The organism is Rhodopila sp. (assembly GCF_965277825.1).
Classification (GTDB): domain Bacteria; phylum Pseudomonadota; class Alphaproteobacteria; order Acetobacterales; family Acetobacteraceae; genus Rhodopila.
Genome location: NZ_OZ255846.1, coordinates 2,527,773 through 2,545,452, shown reverse-complemented (window position 1 = coordinate 2,545,452; position 17,680 = coordinate 2,527,773). Strand labels below are relative to the sequence as shown.

General features: G+C 66.0%; 19 protein-coding genes. 9 read left to right on the top strand and 10 right to left on the bottom strand.

Going from position 1 to position 17,680, the window contains the following annotated elements:
* Positions 1-59: 59 nt before the first annotated feature.
* Positions 60-1,199 carry a glycosyltransferase family 2 protein gene (locus ACQY4T_RS12640; RefSeq protein ID WP_428542447.1) on the bottom strand — a complete coding sequence of 380 codons (1,140 nt, stop codon included), beginning with the start codon at positions 1,197-1,199 and terminating at the stop codon, positions 60-62.
* 228 nt (positions 1,200-1,427) lie between these two features.
* Here ACQY4T_RS12640 and ACQY4T_RS12635 point away from each other — a divergent pair, with 228 nt between their 5' ends.
* Complete coding sequence (locus ACQY4T_RS12635) at positions 1,428-2,195, top strand: alpha/beta fold hydrolase (RefSeq protein ID WP_428542445.1); 768 nt, start codon at positions 1,428-1,430, stop codon at positions 2,193-2,195.
* Positions 2,196-2,226: 31 nt separating this feature from the next.
* Here the strand turns inward: ACQY4T_RS12635 and ACQY4T_RS12630 are convergent, their stop codons facing one another.
* From ACQY4T_RS12630 to ACQY4T_RS12590, 9 genes are all read right to left on the bottom strand, one after another.
* Entirely contained in the window at positions 2,227-2,745 is a 519-nt protein-coding gene (locus ACQY4T_RS12630) for a chromate transporter (protein ID WP_428542442.1), read from the bottom strand.
* Positions 2,745-3,347: a chromate transporter gene (locus ACQY4T_RS12625; protein WP_428542439.1), complete on the bottom strand. Its 603-nt coding sequence runs from the start codon at positions 3,345-3,347 to the stop codon at positions 2,745-2,747. Before ACQY4T_RS12625 ends, ACQY4T_RS12630 begins: the two co-directional genes overlap by 1 nt.
* A complete protein-coding gene (locus tag ACQY4T_RS12620) occupies positions 3,340-4,341 on the bottom strand; it encodes a phospholipase D-like domain-containing protein (RefSeq protein ID WP_428542436.1) in 1,002 nt (333 codons plus the stop codon). Before ACQY4T_RS12620 ends, ACQY4T_RS12625 begins: the two co-directional genes overlap by 8 nt.
* A 150-nt stretch (positions 4,342-4,491) precedes the next feature.
* Entirely contained in the window at positions 4,492-5,322 is an 831-nt protein-coding gene (locus ACQY4T_RS12615; protein WP_428542433.1) for a hypothetical protein, read from the bottom strand.
* Positions 5,323-5,562: 240 nt separating this feature from the next.
* Positions 5,563-6,387: a cell envelope integrity EipB family protein gene (locus tag ACQY4T_RS12610; protein ID WP_428542430.1), complete on the bottom strand. Its 825-nt coding sequence runs from the start codon at positions 6,385-6,387 to the stop codon at positions 5,563-5,565.
* A gap of 121 nt (positions 6,388-6,508) precedes the next feature.
* Complete coding sequence (gene aspS, locus ACQY4T_RS12605) at positions 6,509-8,365, bottom strand: aspartate--tRNA ligase (protein ID WP_428542427.1); 1,857 nt, start codon at positions 8,363-8,365, stop codon at positions 6,509-6,511.
* Between the two features lie 95 nt (positions 8,366-8,460).
* A complete protein-coding gene (locus tag ACQY4T_RS12600; protein WP_428542424.1) occupies positions 8,461-8,982 on the bottom strand; it encodes a GNAT family N-acetyltransferase in 522 nt (173 codons plus the stop codon).
* 15 nt (positions 8,983-8,997) lie between these two features.
* Positions 8,998-10,200, bottom strand: coding sequence for a pyridoxal phosphate-dependent aminotransferase (locus ACQY4T_RS12595; protein ID WP_428542834.1), 1,203 nt, complete (start codon positions 10,198-10,200; stop codon positions 8,998-9,000).
* Positions 10,201-10,219: 19 nt separating this feature from the next.
* Positions 10,220-11,422 carry a pyridoxal phosphate-dependent aminotransferase gene (locus tag ACQY4T_RS12590; RefSeq protein WP_428542421.1) on the bottom strand — a complete coding sequence of 401 codons (1,203 nt, stop codon included), beginning with the start codon at positions 11,420-11,422 and terminating at the stop codon, positions 10,220-10,222.
* Positions 11,423-11,602: 180 nt separating this feature from the next.
* Between ACQY4T_RS12590 and ACQY4T_RS12585 the strand changes: the two genes are divergently transcribed.
* From ACQY4T_RS12585 to ACQY4T_RS12550, 8 genes are all read left to right on the top strand, one after another.
* Positions 11,603-11,839: a type II toxin-antitoxin system Phd/YefM family antitoxin gene (locus tag ACQY4T_RS12585; RefSeq protein WP_428542418.1), complete on the top strand. Its 237-nt coding sequence runs from the start codon at positions 11,603-11,605 to the stop codon at positions 11,837-11,839.
* Positions 11,836-12,261, top strand: a complete 426-nt coding sequence (locus ACQY4T_RS12580) for a type II toxin-antitoxin system VapC family toxin (RefSeq protein WP_428542831.1) — start codon at positions 11,836-11,838, stop codon at positions 12,259-12,261. The genes ACQY4T_RS12585 and ACQY4T_RS12580 overlap by 4 nt, the downstream gene beginning before the upstream one ends.
* A gap of 67 nt (positions 12,262-12,328) precedes the next feature.
* The gene (locus ACQY4T_RS12575; protein WP_428542415.1) at positions 12,329-12,655 is read left to right on the top strand and encodes an NIPSNAP family protein; all 327 of its coding nucleotides are present in this window, start codon (positions 12,329-12,331) and stop codon (positions 12,653-12,655) included.
* Between the two features lie 149 nt (positions 12,656-12,804).
* Positions 12,805-14,007, top strand: a complete 1,203-nt coding sequence (locus tag ACQY4T_RS12570; protein ID WP_428542412.1) for a hydantoinase/carbamoylase family amidase — start codon at positions 12,805-12,807, stop codon at positions 14,005-14,007.
* A 270-nt stretch (positions 14,008-14,277) separates the two neighbouring features.
* The gene (locus tag ACQY4T_RS12565; protein WP_428542409.1) at positions 14,278-14,559 is read left to right on the top strand and encodes an acyl carrier protein; all 282 of its coding nucleotides are present in this window, start codon (positions 14,278-14,280) and stop codon (positions 14,557-14,559) included.
* Between the two features lie 24 nt (positions 14,560-14,583).
* Positions 14,584-15,087, top strand: coding sequence for a 3-hydroxyacyl-ACP dehydratase FabZ family protein (locus ACQY4T_RS12560; protein WP_428542406.1), 504 nt, complete (start codon positions 14,584-14,586; stop codon positions 15,085-15,087).
* Positions 15,077-16,258 (top strand): beta-ketoacyl-ACP synthase, encoded by a 1,182-nt coding sequence (locus tag ACQY4T_RS12555; RefSeq protein ID WP_428542403.1) that lies wholly within the window; start codon positions 15,077-15,079, stop codon positions 16,256-16,258. The genes ACQY4T_RS12560 and ACQY4T_RS12555 overlap by 11 nt, the downstream gene beginning before the upstream one ends.
* A 48-nt stretch (positions 16,259-16,306) precedes the next feature.
* Positions 16,307-17,638 (top strand): beta-ketoacyl-ACP synthase, encoded by a 1,332-nt coding sequence (locus tag ACQY4T_RS12550; protein ID WP_428542400.1) that lies wholly within the window; start codon positions 16,307-16,309, stop codon positions 17,636-17,638.
* The last annotated feature ends 42 nt before the right edge of the window (positions 17,639-17,680 follow it).

Sequence of the window (17,680 nt, the reverse complement as noted above, 5' to 3'; positions counted from 1 at the left end):
TCACCCTCAGGCCGGTGCCGCTGCCAGGGGCGCCTCGAACCTTGCGTCATCCCCCACTGTCATCGCGATCGCCACACCAGGGTGGCGGAAATGGCGTAGTTCCACACCACGCCGATCAGCGCACCGATGCCGCCGGCGATGCTCCACGCGGTGTGCCGCTCATACAGTATCTGGGCAATACCAACATTGGCGATCGCACCGAAGCCGCAGACCACCGTGAACAGCAGCAATCCCCGCCACAGCCCCGGCCCGCTCAGCCGCTGGTCGCGATAGGTGATCGAGTTGTTCAGATGAAAGTTGAACACCATCGCGGCAATCGTCGCCGCCGCCTGCTCGGTTTCGAACGACAACGAACTGCTGTGCCGCACCGTCGCCAGCACGGCCAGGTGGATGAAAATACCCAGCGCCCCGACCAGCGCGAATGAGAAGAACCGCAACGGCAGCAACCCGCCGCACAGCTTGTCCAGCAACAGGCCGGCGAACTGGACCACCACCAGCGCGTCCATCTTGCTCTGTCCGGCGGCGCGTTCGCGGAACCGGGCGGGAACCTCCAGCACCCGCAACGGCGCGGAACTGCTCAGCACAAGGTCGAGCAGAATCTTGAAACCCTGGCCGTTCAGGCCGCGCGCCAACTGCTCGAACAGCGACCGAGGCAGCATGAAGAAGCCGCTCATCGGATCGGTCAGCCGCACCGGCATGAACGCCTGCGCCAGCCAGATGCCGCCATCGGACAGCATGTGGCGCCACTTGCTGGGCAGCCCGGCGCTATCGCCGCCCTCGGCGTAACGGCTCGCGACGGCAAGATCGTAACCGCCGGCGCGCAATGACGACAGCATCACCGGCAACCGGGTCTCGTCATGCTGCAGATCGCCGTCGATCACCGCGACGTAGTCGGCCGAGGACGACAACGCACCCTCGATCACCGCGGACGCCAGGCCGCGGCGCCCGACGCGGCGGATACAGCGCACCCGTGGGTCGTGGCCGGCGATGCGACGCACCTCTTGGGCGGTGCCGTCGGGACTGTTGTCATCGACGTAGATGACTTCCCACGCGACGCCGGCCAGTGCCTCGTCCAGCTTGGCGATCATCGGCACGACGTTGGGCCGTTCGTTGAAGCAGGGAACGATGACGCTGAGCACAGGCATTCCGCCGGGCTGGGCGGCCACCGAAGGCGCGGACTGGACAGTGGTCTCGGGCATGGATCTCCGATCAGCTCCGCGTGAGCGGCGGAGGCGAGAGATACAAGACCTCGATCGGCGGTCAAGAGCCGGTCGGCAACTGCCGGGTCATGCGGCGCCGCATGCGGGCTTCGCCCCGGCCCGGCGCGGTCGGGCACGTCAATGCCGGGGGTAGCGGCCTTGCCATCGTCGCGTCGAGGGTGGACCGTCGAGTTCTCCGCGAGAGCCGACCACATGGGAGAACCGAACTTGGATCGTCGCACTTTCATGGCTCGCGCCGCGGCGATGGGCGCAGCCAGCGCAACGTTTCCCGGCGCGGAGGCAAAACAGGCAGTACCGAAAGCCCGCAACGTGGTCCTGGTGCACGGGCTGTTCGCCGACGGGTCATGCTGGTCCGAGGTCATCCAAAGGCTGCAAGCCACCGGTATCAACGCCACGTCGGTGCAAAACCCGTTGACGACGCTGGACCAAGGTGTTGCGGCGTCGCAGCGCGTCCTTGCGCGACAAGATGGTCCGACTGTGCTGGTCGGCCATTCGTTCTCCGGCATGATCGTCACCGAAGCCGGGATCGATCCCAAGGTAAGCGCGCTGGTTTATATCGCGGCGCGGGCGCCCGATGCCGGCGAGGACTACACAGAACTTGCAAAACGGTTTCCGACCCCACCGGCCACGGCGGGCATCGTCTGGTCGGGCGATTGGGGGCAACTCAGCGAAGCGGCATTCCTGCACGACTTCGCCGCTGATCTGCCGGCGGCGAAGGCGCGGGTGCTCTACGCCGTGCAGGCGCCGTTCGAGCGCCGATTGCTGGCCGGCAGGACCATGCACGCGGCCTGGCGGTCGAAGCCGAGTTGGTATGCCGTGTCCACCGAGGACCGAACGATCGATCCCGACCTTGAGCGGTTCATGGCGAAGCGCATGGGCGCCACGACGATCGAGGTGAAGGCAAGCCACCTGTCGCTGATCAGCCAGCCAGATACCATCACCAGGCTGATCCTGGATGCGGCTGGGCAGGTATAGGTAAAATATCCGGCTTTGTTCGCCCGCACCCTCACGCCCCCGCAGCCCAGCCGACCAAACCGCAGGCGCCCATCACCACCAGCGGATTCAGCCGGGTCGAACACAGCACCACCGTCGCCGCCGCCGTGAGTGCGAGTTGGGTCAAGGAATGTTCGACCGACCAGGCAATTACCATCGCACTCGACAGGATCAACCCGATGGTGACCGGCGCCAGCCCGTCCTCGATCGCCTGACGCCAGCGCGACTGGTGGATGTGCTGCCACACGCGAGCGACCCCGAACATCAGCACGGCGGCGGGCAGGATCATTGCCGCCGTCGCCAGCAGAGCACCGTAAAGCCCGGCCGCCTCATACCCGACCGCACTGACCAATAAGGTGCTGGGCCCCGGCGCAACCTGGGCGATGGCGAACGCATCGGCGAATTGCGTGACCGTCAACCAGCCATAGCTGTTTACGACCTGCTGCTGGATCTGCGGAATGATCGCATTGCCGCCGCCAAACGAAAGCAGCGAGGCGCTGGCGAACACCAGGCAAATCTGATAACCGCGCATCAGCCCGCCGCCGGTAGGCCCCGACGCCAGGCCCACGCGATCCCGGCCGAGCCCAGCAACAGCAGGGTGACCCATAGCGGCGCTCGCACCACACCCGACAGGATCGCGGTCAGCGCCGCCAGCCCCAGCGGTACCGCCGAGGTCAGCGACTTGCGCCCGGTGTGCCAGACCATCGAAAGCGTCAGTGCGACGCCCGCCGCGGTCAGCCCCGCCATGACGTGGCGTATCGCTGGAGTCTCCTGCTGAGCGGCGAAAGCGATCAACAACAGGATGATCCCGAATGGCACGGTGATCAGTCCCAGCACCGCAGCCAGCGCGCCCAGGGCACCGCGCATCCTTGCGCCGACGAACACCGCAACGTTGACCTGATTGGCCCCCGGCAGCAATCGACACAGCATCATCGCGCTGAGGAACTCGGCCTCGGTCAGCCAGCCGCGGCGGGTAACGACGATCTCGCGTGACCAGGCCGACAATCCGCCACCGAAACTGGCCAGCGCGATGCCGTTGAAGGTGCTCGCCAGTTTGAGCAGGCTTGGCGGTTCGGCTGGCGCCAGCGTCCCCCCGACGTCGCTCGTCGCTGGCGGCGCGGCGCGGTCATTCATGAGCCATCTCGGGGTCCAGCGGATGATCGGTCTCGATCGGTATGACTTCATCGAGCGGGTCTGGTGCGTCGTAGTGACTCGAGATCGCCCAATCCGCACGAAACCGAGCGGCCAACAGGCCGACCGCATCCGGCACCTGCATGAGGATGCCCAGTTCGCGGCGCAGGTCGAATGCGCTGCGGTCGATGTTCATCGAACCCAGCAGCGCATAACGGTCATCGGCCAGCATTAGCTTGGCGTGGGTCCGCAGGCCATGTTGTTTGTGTACCGAGGCGCCAGCCCGATGCAGCGCGCGCAACGACGAGAAGGTGTCCAACAGATCGTATTCGCTGATGCCATGCCGGCCGCCACATAACACCCGCACCTCGACGCCGCGATCCAGCGCCTTCAACAACCGGTCCAGCACCGTCACGTCGCTGAACTTCGGGTGCTGGATCCGCAGCTTTACCTTCGCCGCATCGATGAACTCGCACATCGCCCGCCGCGAGGTGCGGTTGCTCCATATCAAACAGGTGTCGGGCGGTATCTCGAACGACCGATGCGCCCAGTCCGCCTCGAAGCAGGCCATCACTTCCCGCGCCAGTCGGACATCGTCGATCACCACGCCATAGTCGCGCGTCAGGGAGAAATACTTTTCACAAAAATTGAATGTCGCGATCAATACAGTCCGATCGTCCACCACCAACGACTTTTCATGTGTCACCACGAATGCCGGGTTGGTCCAGCTACAGACGACCCCGCCTGCCCGCAACAGCTCAACCGTCTCATCGTTCGCTCGGCTGCCCGAGGATCGGTGCGGATTGAGCATGACGCGCACCAGCACGCCGCGCTTTGCCGCCGCGACCAACGCGGTTACCAGCATAGGCGAAGTGAAAGTGAACATCTTGACGCAGATATACTGGGTTGCCTGCTCGATCAGCGTGACGACCGGACCGACACCCGCCTCGGGCTGAGTGACCACGCTGACGGCGCGGGGTTGGTAGATGTGGACCACCTTCAGGGCTCCCTGCCAGTGCCGGGGTCGGCGTATTTCACAATGGCTTTGCTGCCGCGGCGCGTGCCGGCGCGTCGCATCGACAAGACGAATTCTGCCGGGCGACTGAGCCTGGCGTCAATCCGGCACCTGGCGTCAATCGGTATCCAGTCATTTGGTTGCCAACTGTGCCGCGGGGTGGGGCATTTCGGTCAATGCGGCCCGCAACGATTGGCTCGAAATCGTGAAAAAGCCATTGTCGAACAAGGTATTCAAATCGATCACCACGAACAGCGCCGAGGTAAGCGCCACACCACTCAGGCTGGTAATGACGATAGACAAAGGATTGACCGGACAACTGAGACCAAAGCAGAGGAAGATGACCGACAGCCAAAACACCAGAACAATGAAAAACGGCACTGACAGCGACCCTTGAGAGGCTTCGATCAGCGCCCAACGCAGTTTGAACACGCGATCCATCTGACGCTGGCACTCGGCCTGGATATCCCGTTGCGCGACCGTAGTGTCCGCCAGGTCGCGGATGCTTGCCTGCACCATGGCCAGCACCGCGCGCAATGACGAGCTCTCCTCCGCCAGATCAGTCGGTGACTTCGCCAGACTGCGGGGATAATAGTTCCCCTCGGGCGGCGCTTCGCCGGTCCAGGTCGACGCGATCGCGGCGGCAGTATAACGCGCCAAATTCTCCCGGATCGGCAGCCCGGGAGGACCGGCCGCGACCAGCGCCTGGTCCAACTGCATCAGCGCCACCGAATAACTTCGCACGTCCGCCTCCACCGTGTCGAAGCTGTTCTTCGCCGACGTGATGAGAAGACCCAGCACGATCGCGGCGAATGTCACCAGCATGGTAACCGTGACCTGCAGTAGCTCGATCGTCTCCCGGGTTCTGTGCCGTTCGTTCAGCTTGGGCCTGACAAAGGCGCCAAAGCCGCTCGCCAGCAAGAACAGTAAAAGCGCGACCAGCGATGTCCAAGGCGAATTCATTCCTGCGTCGGTCCCGAACAAGTCGCAAAAAATCAAGCAACGCGTTACCGTTCTTCATCCCTAACGTAAGCCTACGTTTGAGACCGGTGTAAATCCGTTGGTTTGACTGTCAGACTGACAGATCAGGTTCTGCGAGGCAAGCCACGCCGAGACGATGTTTTCTGCTCGATCCGGTCTGCCATCAGCTTGGCCCGAACCGAACCCGCGCGTTGCGGAAGGCCCCTGCCCAGCGCTGCGCCCTCAGCACCGATGCGGCTGCGGCGCGAACTCCTGCATCTTGGCGTTCATCACGAACTCGCCGAAGTTCATCTTCATATCGTCGGCCACCCCGTTCTCCCAATACCGCATCGCAACCTCGTACGACGGCATCATGGAATCGGGTCCGTGGTCGAAGAAGGCGATGTTGACCTTGGTGCTGGGCAACGGCGACAGCGTCGGCCACTTGTTCGGCGTCGGCGGCTTCCAGTCGATCACCACGATGAAGCTGTCCTCGACGCCATTCTCGTCGGTGCCGTCGAACAGCGGCAGGGCGAGGAAATGCTTCTTGTCGCGCGCCGCCGCGATGATCGCGGCAGTGTGCGCCATCGGGAACAGGGTGCCCGCCGGCAGCGCGCTGGTGGTGTCATGCGGTGAGTTGTAGTGCGCCTCGCCGGGACCGCCGACTTTTTGCAGCGACGCCTCGCCGTCGGTCTGGCTGGTGACCGCGGTGTCAGTAGTCTGGCGCATGTGATAGCGGAACTTCAGCCCATCCTTGGATTCCCAGGTGGCATAGTCCGAGGCCATCTGGATGTCCTGGCCGTCGGCGTTGGTGATCGTCATGTTCAACCGCTGGCGCACCGCCCAGCCGTCGCAGGCATCGGTCACCTCATAGCCCATGGTGCCACGGGCCGCGACCACGTCATTGCTCTTGGCGCTGTCCAGGGTCAGCGAATACAGCGCCTTGTGCGCAATCAGCGGGCTTGGCAGCGCAGGCGCGGTCGGCGCCGCGGTATTGGCCGCGAGGGCCGGCTGAACACCACAGATGGCGGTCAGAAGCAGCGCGCCGAGGGCGGCGGGAAGGCGCATGGACAACTCCGCTGGAAAGGTCGCCGCGAACCGGCGGTTGAACGTCGCCGCGAACCGGCATCTTAACATAGCCATACGTCGGCACCGTGCGCCACCGCCTATCATCGCGCCGCGTCCAGTCTCAGCCACCGCTGACCCTCGGCGCCGCCTCCGCGTTCGTTGCTCCGGCCTCAGCCGACAGCGGCTCCGCCCCCGCCTTCGGCCTGGCCGGCGCGACATCCAGCCGCAACGACAATTCCTTCAGCCGCGCCGCGGGAATTTCCGCCGGCGCTCCCATCATCAGGTCCTCGCCCTGCTGGTTGAGCGGAAACAGAATCACTTCGCGGATGTTCGGCTCATCGGCCAGCAGCATGACCATGCGGTCGATCCCCGGGGCGGCGCCGCCGTGCGGAGGCGCGCCGTAGCGGAACGCGTTCAGCATGCCGCCGAAATGCTGCTCCACATCGGCGCCGGTCATGCCGGCGATTTCGAAGGCGCGGATCATCACCTCGGGGCGATGGTTGCGGATCGCCCCCGAACACAGCTCGATACCGTTGCAAACGATATCGTACTGGTACGCCTTGATGGTCAGCGGATCGCGGCTGTTCAACGCCTCCAGTTCGCCCTGCGGCATGCTGAACGGGTTGTGGCTGAAATCGACCTGCCTGGTTTCCTCGTTCAGTTCAAACATCGGAAAATCGGTGACCCAGCAGAACCGGAAGCTGCCGGTTTCCATCAGCCCGAGCTCCTCCGCCAGGCGGCCTCGCACCGTGCCGGCGAATTTGGCCGCGACATCTTTCTTGCCGGCGGCGAAGAACACCGCATCGCCCGGCTGCAGGCCGCAGGCCATCCGGATCGCCTCGGCCCGGTCGGCTTCCAGGTTGCGCGCGATCGGCCCCTTCGGACCCTCGGCGTCGAACGTGATGTAGCCCAGGCCCCCCTGCCCCTCCGCCTTCGCCCAATCGTTCAGCTTGTCGAAGAAGCTGCGCGGCTGCGCCCCCGCCCCCGGCGCCGGAATTGCTCTGACGATGCCGCCCGAGGCGGCGATGCGCGCAAATAGCCCAAAGCCGGACCCGGCATAATGTTCGGTGACATCGCCAATGCGGATCGGATTGCGCAAGTCCGGCTTGTCGGAGCCGAACGCCAGCATCGCCTCGTCGTACGGGATGCGCTGGAACGGCGGCCTGGTCACCGCCCGGCCGTCGGCGAATTCCTCGAACACACCGGCGATCACCGGCTCGATGGTGTTGAATACGTCCTCCTGCGTGACGTAGCTCATCTCGAAATCGAGCTGGTAGAACTCGCCCGGTGACCGGTCAGCGCGCGACGCCTCATCGCGGAAGCACGGCGCGATCTGGAAATAGCGGTCGAAGCCAGCGACCATCAGCAACTGCTTGAACTGCTGCGGTGCCTGCGGCAGGGCATAGAACTTGCCCGGGTGCAACCGAGCCGGCACCAGGAAATCGCGCGCGCCTTCGGGCGAGGACGCGGTCAGCAGCGGCGTCTGATACTCCAGGAACCCCTGCTCGATCATCCGCCGCCGGATTGACGTGATGACCCGACTGCGCAGCATCATGTTGTGGTGCAACTTGTCGCGCCGCAGGTCGATGAAACGGTATTTCAGCCGGATGTCCTCGGGGAATTTTTCATCGCCGGCAACCTGCATCGGCAGCACCTCGGCGGCGGATTGAACCACCAGGTCGGTGACCCGCAGTTCGATCTCCCCGGTCGGCAGCCGAGGGTTGATCGTGCCGGCCTCGCGCATCACCACCTGGCCGGTCACGGTGATGACGCTCTCCGGCCGCACCGCGTCGGCAGCGGCGAACCCCGGGGAGCCGGCGGCAAACACGCATTGGGTGATGCCGTAATGGTCACGCAGGTCGATGAACAGCAGGCCGCCGTGGTCGCGCTTGGCGTGTACCCAGCCCGACAGCCGGGCCTCGGTCGTTGCGTCGCCGGCGCGCAGGGCGCCGCAGGTATGGCTACGGTAGGCGTGCATCGTTGAGGTCCTGGAGGATGAATGGGCCAGGCCCGATGGCCCTCTGCGTCAGGGCCCTCCGGCATCAGGCCGGCACACAAGCCCCGCGCGGTTGGTCAAGTCAAGCGATTGTCAGGCTCAGCCGCCGAACCATCCATCTGCTTGACATAGCCGAACTCCTCCGAGTTCGAGAGATCGTTCAGCACCCTGACCGGACCGACCCGCGCATAACCCCGTTTCTGGTAAAACCGGTGCGCGCGGTGAAACCGGGTGTCGCTCCACAGCGCCAGGCGCCGGGCACCGGCCACGACGGCGTGGCCCTCCGCCCGATCCAAAAGGGCATGACCCAGGCCCGACCCGTGCAACCTTGGATCGACATAGACGCGGCAGATTTCCCAACCCGGCGGCTCGCTCGGCCGGACCGCGATCATGCCGCGAAGCCTGGCGTCCGACTCGGCGATCCACAGCCGGCCGCCGTTGCGCCGATAGTAGCTATCCAGCGCACGCAGTTCCGGCATCTCCCGGTCGACATCCATGATCACGCGTGGATATTGCGACCAGCATGAAGCGATCAGCGCGATGATGCCGTCGCCATCGGCGTCCCGCCCCTCTCGGATCACCCAGCCCGCGTTGGCCACGCTGCCCGCCACAGCTCAGCGCAGGCCTTCGCAGAAGGTCTGGATCCGCCGCAGGCCCTCGGCCAGATGGTCGTCCGCCGTCGCCGTGCTGATACGCAGGAACGGGCTCATGTGATAGGCCGCCCCGTGCACCGTTGCGACCAGGTTTTCCTCCAGCAACGCCAGGCAGACATCCTCGTCGCTGTGCAGCGTGCGTCCGCCGGCGGTGGTCTTGCCCAGGCAGCCGGCGACATTGGGGAAAACGTAGAACGCGCCTTCCGGCTTGTGGCAACTGATGCCCTTGGCCGCGTTCAACTGCTCCACCGCCAGGTCGCGGCGCCGCCTATAGGCCGCGATCTGCACATCGACGCCGTCCTGAGGACCGTCCAGCGCGGCGGTCGCGGCGGCCTGTCCAGGCGTCGAAATTCCCGCCGTCGCCTGTCCCTGCATCACCGTCATCGCCTTGATCAGCGTCTTCGGGCCGCCGGCAAAGCCGACCCGCCAGCCGGTCATCGCATAGGTCTTCGACACCCCCGACACCGTCAGCGTCCGACCCTTCAGGTCCGGCGCCACCTGGGCGAACGTCGCGTGCTGAAACCCGTCGAACACCAGATGCTCGTACATGTCGTCCGACAGCACCCAGACATGCGGATGGCGGCGCATCACCACCGCGATCTCGGCGATTTCCGCGGCCGAACAGCACGCCCCGGTCGGATTGTTCGGGTTGTTCAGGATCAGCCACTTGGTGCGCGGCGTGATCGCCGCGTCGATATCCTCGGCCCGCGGCTTGAAGCCATTGTTCTGCGGGCAGTTCACCAGCACCGGCACGCCGCCGCAAAGCTGCGTCATCTGCGCGTAGGCGATCCAAGACGGCACCGGGATAATGACCTCGTCGCCGGAGTCCACCGTCGCCATGATCGCATTGAACAGGCACTGCTTGCCGCCGTTCGAGACGGTGATCTCCTCCAACGCGTAATCCAGCCGCGAATCCCGCATGAATTTGCGCTGGATCGCCTCCTTCAGCGCCCGAGTGCCATCCTGCGGCGGGTATTTGGTGTCGCCCTTCAGCGCCGCCTGATACGCCGCCTCGATCGCATGCGGCGGGCTGTCGAAGTTGGGCTCCCCGGTGGTCAGCGTGATCACCGGCTTGCCCGCTGCCCGCAGTTCACGCGCCTTGATCGTCATCCGAACGCTGGCGGCCAGCTCGACCCGGCCGATCCGCCGCGACAGCCCCGGCATCGTCGCCGCCTCACTCATCTCAGTGCAGCCCCTGGCAGAAGCGCTGAATGCGCACGCACGCCTCGCGCAATTCCTCGGTGGCGTTGGCATAGCTGATGCGGATGTAGCCGGGATAGCAGAACGCCGCGCCATGCACCGTCGCCACTCCTTCCTCGGCCAGCAAGGTCAGCGCGAACGCCTCGTCGTCCTTGATCGCCACGCCGCCCTTGCTGGTCTTGCCGATACAGCCGTGGATCGACGGATACACATAGAACGCCCCATCCGGCGTGCTGCAGTTGATGCCCGGCGCCAAGTTCAGCATCTCCACCACCAGGTCGCGCCGTTGCTCGAACACCAACCGCATCGCCTCCACCGTGTCCTGCGGCCCCAGCAGCGCCTCCACCGCCGCCGCCTGGGCGATCGAGTTCGGGTTCGAGGTCGACTGGCTCTGCAGCTTGTCCATCGCCTTGATCAGCGCCACCGGGCCGCCGGCAAAGCCGATCCGCCAGCCGGTCATCGCATACGACTTCGACACCCCATGCACCGTCAGCGTGCGCTCCTTCAACCGAGGCTCCACCGCCACGATCGTGCCCGGCCTGAAGCCATCGTACGCCAGCTTGTCGTAGATGTCGTCGGTCAGCACCCAGACCTCCGGATGCCGCATCAGCACCTCGCAGATCGGCTTCAGCTCATCCGCGCTGTACGCCGCCCCAGTCGGGTTGCACGGATTGTTCAGCATGAACCAGCGGGTTTTCGGCGTGATCGCCGCCTCCAGGTCCTCCGCGCGCAGCTTGAAGCCGTGGTTCTGCCCGCACGGCACCAGCACCGGCTTGCCGTCGGCCAGCGTCACGATATCCGGATAGCTGACCCAGCAAGGGCTCGGAATGATCACCTCATCGCCGGCATTCAACGTCCCCAGCATGGCGTTGAACAGCACCTGCTTGGCCCCGGTCGAGATGATGATCTCCTCCGGCTTGTACTCGATGCCGCTGTCGCGGGCGAACTTGGTCGCCACCGCGCGGCGCAGCACCCGCGTACCCGCCACATCGGTATATTTCGTCTCGCCCGCCTCCAGCGCTCGGATTGCCGCATCCTTGATGTTGCGCGGCGTATCAAAATCCGGCTCGCCCTGCGACAGGCTGATGACGTTCTTGCCCTCGGCGATCATCCGCCGCGCGACAGTGGAGATCGCGATGGTCAGGCTGGGCTGGATACGGTCGAGCCGTTCGGCGGTGAGAGACATCGGGCATACCAGAACGAAATGGGCGCGGGACCCTACCCGCGCGCGGCAGGCGGATCAACCGGCAGTGTCCCGAGCGGGCCCGCAGCCATGCCGGGCAGCGGTCAGGGGCGTGCAATTGACCACTTGCCGGGTCCATGGCAAACGCCTATATGTGACTAACAACTTGGTCAGGACGATCCCGTGGACGCCATCAACCTCGCTGAGGCCAAATCGCACCTCAGCGAACTCGTCGCCCGCGCCGAGGCCGGGGAGCAGGTCCAGATCAGCCGCCGCGGCGAACCGGTCGTGGAACTTCGCGCCGTTGCGCGTCCGCGCAAGCCGGTTGACGTCGCGATGCTACGCGCCGTGACCAACACGCTGGCCCCAGGCGCACGCTCGGGACTGGTCCGCGCCATGCGGGATGAGGACCGCTACTGACGGTCTACCTCGACACATCGCTGCTGGTGGCGGCCTTGGCCAACGAAGCCGCCACCCGTCGCGTCCAGGCCTGGCTTGGACGCCAGCCACCAGAAACCCTGCTGATCAGCGATTGGGTCGTCACCGAACTGACTTCCGCGTTGTCGATCAAGGTCCGTTCGGGAGAACTCGACGCCGCCGATCGGGCACGCTTGGCCGGCGTATTCACTCGGCTGCGAACCGAATCCCTGACCGTTCTACCGATCAACCGGGACCATTTCGCCACCGCCGCCCGCTTCGTCGAGCAGTTCAGCCTCGGACTGCGCGCCGCCGACGCAATGCATCTCGCCGTCGCGGCGGACCACGGCGCCAGGCTCTGTACGCTCGACCGGCGGTTGGCCGATGCCGCCACCACCTTCGCGGTGGACGCCGAACTGGTCTAGCCGGGCCGGCTTGCCCGCCTGCCGCTGCGGTCCCACACTCCGCCGCAGACTACCCGACGGAGGAACCATGATCTACGAACTGCGCATCTACGAAACCGTTCCCGGCCGCCTGCCCGACCTCAACAACCGCTTCAGCACCATCACGCTGAAGATCTGGGAGCGCCACGGCATTCGCCAGGCCGGCTTCTGGACCACGCTGATCGGCGAATCGAACATGACGCTCTACTACATGCTGGCCTGGGAATCGCTCGCCGAACGCGAAACCAAGTGGACCGCCTTCCAGGCCGACCCGGAATGGCACGCCGCGCGCGCCAAGACCGAGGCCAACGGCCCGATCGTCGCCAAGGTGACGAACTACATCCTCGGCCCAACCCCCTACTCCAGCGTCAAGTAACCCCGCGTTGCATGGCAGCGTGAAACCCCCAGTCACCCTGCCATGCGCGCGATGGACAGATCAGCTCGTCATGCGGTGAAGTCGTGACCGGAGCGATGCCAGGCCAACCCTAAAGCCTGGCGACGCGATCATACCCAAGGGACACCGACATGCCGGCGATCGACGCAACCCGCTTGCTCCGCGACCTCTACGCGGCGCGCGAAATCGGCAAATACAAGACCGGCGTGCACCGCCCGACCTTCTCCCCGCCGGACGTCGAGGCCCGTCACTGGCTCGCCGACCGGCTCACCGAGGCCGGGCTGGACGCCTCGATCGACGGCATCGGCAACGTCTTCGGCCGCGACCCCACACCGGGGCCCAAGCTGCTGATCGGCAGCCACATGGAAACCCAGAACCATGCCGGCTGGCTGGATGGCGCCCTCGGCGTGATCTACGGCCTGGAAGTCGCCCGCAGTCTCGGTCGCGGCATCGACGTCGCCGCCTGGGCCGACGAGGAAGGCCATTTCGGCTCGTTCATCGGTAGCCGGTCGTTCTGCGGCCTGCTGACCGAGGCCGAAATCGACGCCTGCGCCAACCGCGAATCCGGCCTCTCATTGCGCGACGCGCTGCGTCAGGCCGGATTCGCCGACCGCCCGCGGCAGACCATCGACCCCGCGCGCTACCGCGGTTACCTGGAAGCCCATATCGAGCAGGGCGCCGACCTGGAAGACCACCATCTGCGCCTCGGCATCGTCACCGCCATCGTCGGCAGCCACCGCTTCCGCATCCAGTTCAAGGGCCAGCAGAACCACGCCGGCACCACCCGCATGGCGGTGCGCCGCGACGCCGGGGTCGCGCTGGTCAAGCTGGTCGCCGCCATCGAAGCCCGATTCCCGCCGATCGCCCGACCACGCACGGTCTGGACGACCGGCGATATCAAGCTCGACCCCGGCGCCCCCAGCATCGTGCCGGGCGCCGCCGAACTGGTGTTCCAGTTCCGCGATACCGATCCCGCGATGCTCGCCGCGCTGGACGCCGCGCTGGACGAACTGCTGGCCGAAGCCGCCAACGGCCCCTGCGAGGTCAGCATCGCCCAGCGCGGCACCACCGCCCCCAGCGCGATGGATCAAGCGTTCCGCCAGGCCCTGACCACCGCCGCCCAGACCCACGCCCCCGGCCAGCACCAGTCGATGCCATCCGGCGCCGGCCACGACGCCCAGATCCTGTCCCAACGGCTGCCCTCGGCCATGCTGTTCGTCCCCAGCATCGGCGGCATCAGCCACCACTACGCCGAAAATACCAGCGACCAGGACATCTCCCTCGGCTGCCAGGTGCTGACCGACGCCGCCGCCGCGATTGTCGCCACGGGGTGAGGGCCGACAGGAAGGTCGGGGCTCTGCCCCGAACCCCGCCAAGGGCCGACGGCCCTTGGAACCCGGTATAGGGGACTGGGTGAGGAGGGGGCGACCGAGGTGGTTGCATTCCCCGAGTAGCCCCCTCCTCACCCAGTCCCTTAATCAATGGGATCAAAGGGGGCGTCGCCCCCTTCGCGGGTCCGGGCAGAGCCCGGCCTTGCTTGCCGACTCTTGCCACCCATGGGCGAGAATGTTAGTGCCGCGCGGACTTTCTCAGGGGCTTTGGGCATGGCATCGACGTACGAAACCGTGGCGGGGATCATCTCCGACACCTGTGACATTGAACCCGACAAGATCACGCCCGAAAGCCATGCGATCAACGACCTCGGCATCGACAGCCTGGACTTCCTCGATGTCGCGTTTGCCATCGACAAGTCGTTCGGCATCAAGATGCCGCTGGAGCAGTGGACCCAGGACGTCAACGCCGGCAAGGTCACCACCGACGAGTATTTCGTGCTGAAGAACCTCTGCGCCAACATCGACAAGCTGGTGGCGGCCAAGGCAGCATGACCGCCGCCCAGGCGGCTTGACCGGATGCGCCTGGAATACTTCCAGATGGTCGATCGGATCATCGAGCTCGACGTCGGCGCCGGCCGCATCGCCACCGCCGGCCAGGTGCCGGACCGGTCCCCGGTGTTCGAGGGCCATTTCCCCGGCTACCCGATCCTGCCAGGGGTGTTGATGATTGAAATCATGGCACAAACCGGCGGCTGGCTGATCCTCGCCACCCTGCGCTGTGCCCGGATGCCGTTCCTGATCCAGGTCGAGAAAGCCAAGATGCGATCCATCGTCCCACCCGCCCAGGACCTGCGCACCGAGGCAACCCTGCTGCACGAAGGCTCCGGCTACGCCGTGGCCAAGGCCTCGATCACGGCCGGCGGCAAGAAAATAGCCGACGCCGAACTGCGTTACGGGGTCGTGGTGTTCCCCAACCCGACATTGCGCGCGGCGATGATCGCCACCGCCCATCGCATCGGGCTGGCCGAAGCGTTCCTGCCCCCGGCGGAGGCCGCGGACGGGTCAGCCGATGGCGCATGACCGCGACGCGCTGATCACCGGCATCGGCATCGTGTCGAGCCTCGGCTGCGGCACCGAAGCGCACTGGCAGGCGTTGAACGACTTCCGCCCGGTGCTCGACCTGACCAGCTACGCCCCCTTCGCGGTGCATCCGCTGGCCGCGCTGGACTTCGACCGCCAGATTCCCAAGCGCGGCGATCAGCGCCAGATGGAGCCCTGGCAGCGCATCGGCGTATTCGCCGCCGGCCTGGCGCTGGAGCAGGCCGGCGCGAAAGGCAACACCGAACTGTTGTCACGGATGGGGATGATCGTCGCGGCCGGCGGCGGTGAGCGTGACCAGGCCGTCGATTCGGCGCTGCTGTCCGGCTATCCGCACGCCGCCAACCCGGGACTCTATCTGAACCAGCATTTGCAGGGCGAGCTGCGGCCGACGCTGTTCCTGGCGCAACTGTCCAATCTGCTGGCCGGCAACATCTCCATCGTGCATGGCGTCATCGGATCGTCCCGCACCTTCATGGGCGAGGAGGCCGCCGGCGCCGACGCGGTGCGCATCGCCTGCGCCCGCATTGCCGCCGGCCAGGGCGAAATCATGCTGGTCGGCGGGTCATACAACGCGCAGCGTCCGGATGTCCTATTGCACTACGAGATGGGTGGAATGCAGCGCAAAGCCCCGTTCTATCCGATCTGGGCGCGCCAGACCTCCGGCGGCGGCCTGATGCTCGGATCGGTCGGCTGCTTCCTGGTGATCGAATCCCGAACCCATGCCGCCGCTCGGGGGGCGCCGGCGTGGGCGCACATCGCCGCGATCCGCACCGACCGCAGCCGACGCCTGCCAGGTGAGGCGACCAGCAATGCCAAGGCGCAGCTCCAAACCATGGCACCGCATTATCATCCGACCGAAGCCGCGGTAATCTCCGGCGCCTCCGGAGTCGCCGCGGCGACACGAGAGGAAGCGACGTTCCTGGCGGACCTGGCAATCCCGGTGCGCGCCACCGCCACGGCGCTGGGCCATGCGCTGGAGCCGTCCTTCCCAGCCAGCCTGGCGCTCGCCGCGCTGGCGGTTCGCCACGCCACGCTGTTCCCGCCGCTGGAGCCCGCCGAAAAGCCGATGACAACGCCGCTGCGGCAGGCCCTAGTGACGTCCTGGGGCCACTGGCGCGGCGAATCGCTGGCCCTTGTCACCGCCGCCTGAAGCGGTCGAGCCGAGGCACCCAAAGCGCGCCATCCGAGGGGGACCAAAATGACCATCGACACCGATCATCTGGGCCGCCGCATCGTCGTGGTGACCGGCATGGGCGTGCTCACCTCGCTGGGCCAGGGCCAGCCGGCCAACTGGCAGGCGCTGACCGCCGGGGTGTCCGGCATCCGGCGGATCTCCCGCTTCCCGATCGACGGCCTGCGTACGACGATCGCCGGCACCGTCGATTTCGTTCCTGTAGTGGACCAATCTGCCCCTGCCCTGTCGGAACGGATGGCCGAACTGGTCATCGAGGAAGCCATCGCCCAGGCCCGGATCGGACGGTTCGGCGATTTCCCCGGGCCGCTGTTCCTGGCACTGCCGCCGGTGGAGCTGGAGTGGCCCCAGCGTCTCGCCATGGCGGCCGCATCCAGGGCGGCCCAAAAGTTAGAGGCAGGCCAAAAGTTAGGCGGGGGCAAAGAGTCGGACGCGGATCAAACAGTAACCTACGACGACCTGTTGCGCGCCGCCGGCAGCGGAGCCTTTGAACCGTATTACCGTCGCTTCCTCTTCGGATCAGTCGGCGAGAACCTGGCTGAACGGTTCGGCACCAAGGGTTCGCCGGTATCGACCTCGACCGCCTGCGCCTCCGGCGGCACCGCGATCCAGCTTGGGGTCGAGGCGATTCGCCGCGGCGAAGCCGAGTGCGCGCTGGTGGCCGGCACCGACGCTTCGGTCAACCCCGAGAGCCTGATTCGGTTCTCCTTGCTGTCGGCGCTATCCATCCGCAACGATCCGCCGTCTTCGGCGTCGCGCCCGTTCAGCAAGGACCGCGAGGGCTTCGTGATGGCCGAGGGCGCCGGCGCCCTGGTGCTGGAAAGCCTCGCCGCCGCCCAAGCCCGCGGCGCCACGGTACTAGGCGTGATCGAGGGCTGCGGCGAGGTGGCGGACGGGTTCCATCGCACCCGGTCCTCGCCCGACGGCAAACCGATCATCGCCTGCATGCGCAACGCTCTGGCCGATGCCGGGCTGGACCCGGCGGCGATCGACTACATCAACGCGCACGGCACCGGCACGCCGGAGAACGACAAGATGGAATGGGTCGGCATAACCGCGGTGTTCGGCGACCGGGCCGGATCGATCCCGATATCGTCGAACAAGTCGATGATCGGCCACAGCCTGACCGCGGCCGGCGCGATCGAGGCGATCTTCACCCTGCTGACGATCCGCGCCGGCTTGCTGCCGCCGACCATCAACTACGATCTGCCGGACCCGGCACTGCCGGTGGATTGTGTGCCGAATGTCGCCCGTCCGGCCACGGTGCGCCACGCAATATCGAATTCGTTCGGCTTCGGCGGCCAAAATGTCTGCCTTGTGATCGGCGCGCCGACCTAGCCGCGCCAGTCAAACCTGGCGTGGGCTCTCAGTATAGACCTG